The organism is Streptomyces sp. NPDC093111 (assembly GCF_040683955.1).
Lineage (GTDB): Bacteria > Actinomycetota > Actinomycetes > Streptomycetales > Streptomycetaceae > Streptomyces.
This window is the reverse complement of record NZ_JBFBNW010000046.1, coordinates 1-2,652: the sequence shown is the minus strand read 5'-3', so window position 1 is coordinate 2,652 and position 2,652 is coordinate 1. Positions and strand designations below refer to the sequence as shown.

Sequence of the window (2,652 nt, the reverse complement as noted above, 5' to 3'; positions counted from 1 at the left end):
GAGCAGCAGGTCGACGCCGGGCAGCACCTCGGAGTAGAGGGCGCGCGGACCGTCGAGCACCGGCTCGGGCAGGGCGCCCGGCCAGGTGTACGCGAGAGTGTGACCGTCGAACTCGACCTCGGCCAGCAGCGACTGGCCGGGCGTCTCGGCGCGGGCGAACGAACGGTCCGCACGCGACGCCTGCGTGGTGCCGCTGGAGAAGCGCACCGGGTGGACGGCGTTCACGGGTGCGACGCCGAGCCCGCGGGGTGCCTTGCCGGTACGGGTGAGCTTGTTGTCGATCGGGGCCCAGTTGCCGGCGGCGTTCTTCGCGCGCTGGGGGAGTGCGTGCATCTGCGAACGCATCTGGCCGTTGGGCAGGGCCCAGGTCAGCGAGGTCGCGGTGGTGGCGGTGTCGACGAGGACCTTCTTGCCACTGCGGACGGCCTCGGCCCTCGCGGCGGCCTCGTCCTTGGGGCCGGTCGAAGCCCGTTTGGCCTCGGTGGCCTTGCCACCGGCCGTCACGGGCACGGAATCGGGCTGCCACCAGGGCAAAAGGGCAGCGGTGAGGGCGGCCAGTACGAGGCCGATGGTCAGTGACAGCCGCGTGCGCGTGCGCACGAAGGGGCTGAGATAGGGCGGCGCGGTCACGGCGGTCTACTCCCGTGTGAACCAGACGGACGGTGGACAGCACAACCAGCCCCTGACGGCAGGCCGCGGGGCAGAGAGCGGACACACGATCACACAGCCGTCACAGCCCGTCCACACATGAGAACTTTATAAGACCGTTACCCGGGTGGGACGTGAGCCGCGCGAGCCGTCAACGGTGGTCGTCCTGGGGGGATTTGAGGTGGCCGTGCGTCACCGATGTCCGGATTGACTTAGCTGGGGCAAAGGTCATCGCTGGTGGCCGTCTATGACGAACTAGGGTGTGACGCAAGTCACTTCACGCTCGCGCAACCGAAAATACCCGATCTTGCTCCGTGCTGCGTCCATGACGGACAGTACCCACGCACGCGCCTGAACCAGGCGTGTGCACTTTGGTGTTTCCGCACCTCATTCGACGTCTGTATCGCCAGGGTGGGAGTCGACGCGCATGCGTGCTTCAGGTCCGCTGTCATGGCTGGGGCTAGGACGCCCAGCCATGACGGAGTCACAACGACGGCGCTTGCGGCGAAGCCGCATAGCGACCGTCCTTCTATTGTCCTCGACGCTGACCGTGACGAGTCTGGGCGGGCAGGCGCTCGCCATCCCCGGCCCGGGCATGAACCGCGAGAGTTCGACCACGTCGGTCGACCTCCCGGAGATTCCGAAGAGCACGGAGCTCGAAGGCGACGTCACGGCGGAGAAGGACCTGACGCTCGCGCAGAACGCCGAGATCCCGCAGTACACGGCGGGCAACGCGAACGCCTGGCCCTCGGGCACGGGCAACGCGACGCTCTCGACGTCCAGCACGCCCGGCGCGACGGTCCCGGTCACGAACAACCTGCCGATCGCCATCGGTGTGCCGGAGGGCGGCGACCCGGCCGCGCTCGCGGGCGACTGGAGCGTCGGCCTGGCCCCCACGACGACCTCGCAGGACGCGGGCGTCTCGGGTCTGATCATGAAGGTGACCCCGCCGGCGAGCGTCGACCCGGCCGCCGAGGTCGCCCTCACCGTCGACACCACCGGCTTCGCCGACCTCTACGGGCCACAGGCGGCCGACCGCTTCGGTCTCATGCTGCTGCCGGAGTGCGTCTACTCCTCCCCGACCACGGGTGACTGCGCTGACGACGGCGGCACCACGCCCATGTCCGTCGGCGAGGACGACAAGGACGCCAAGAACGGGCGGCAGCACTTCCAGCGCCTGAACTCCACGGTGAAGACCGTCCCCGCCGCGAAGGCGCCGACGAAGACCACCGCCGCGAAGAGCGCGAAGACCCGCAGCATCGTCACCGGCACGGTCCCGGTCGCCAGCCTGCTCGGTGAGGGCTTCACGGCCAAGCCGACGAAGGCGTCCTACTCGGACGGTGTGCGGCCCGCCGCCAACGCGGCCGGCGGCAGCGCGGTCGGCATGCTCGACACCGGCTCGTCGGTGCAGGGCGACTTCACGGCCTCGCCGCTGCTGTCCTCGGGTTCCTGGTCGGCGGGTTCGTCCTCGGGCGCGTTCACGTACGGCTACCAGGTCCAGGTGCCGGAGACGGCCGGCGGCCTGATGCCGAAGGTCAACCTGTCGTACTCCTCGCAGTCGGTCGACGGCCGCACGTCCTCGTCGAACAACCAGGCCTCCTGGATCGGCGACGGCTGGGACTACAACGCGGGCTCCATCACCCGCACCTACGTCAACTGCCGCCAGGACTCCAAGAAGGCCGGCTCCAACAACTCCACCCACCGGACGGCGGACCTCTGCTGGGGCTCGGACAACGCGACCCTCTCGCTCGGCGGCATGACCACCGAGCTGGTGTGGGACGCCGCGAAGGGCAAGTGGTTCACCGCCAACGGGGACGGCGCGAAGATCGAGCGCGTCACCGGTCAGGCCACGGACAACGGCGCCAAGGACGGTGAGTACTGGGTCGTCACGACGAAGGACGGCACCCGGTACCACTTCGGCCTGAACAAGCTGCCGGGCTGGTCCGACAACGGCACCGCGGCCGACGACCCGACCACGGACTCCGTCCTGACGGTCCCGGTCTA

General features: G+C 69.3%; 2 pseudogenes. One reads left to right on the top strand and one right to left on the bottom strand.

Features of this window, described 5'->3' with window-relative positions:
* Positions 1 to 630, bottom strand: a pseudogene (locus AB0Q96_RS39110) (hypothetical protein); the annotation flags it as partial.
* 613 nt (positions 631 to 1,243) lie between these two features.
* Between AB0Q96_RS39110 and AB0Q96_RS39105 the strand changes: the two are divergent.
* Positions 1,244 to 2,652, top strand: a pseudogene (locus AB0Q96_RS39105) (sugar-binding protein); the annotation flags it as partial.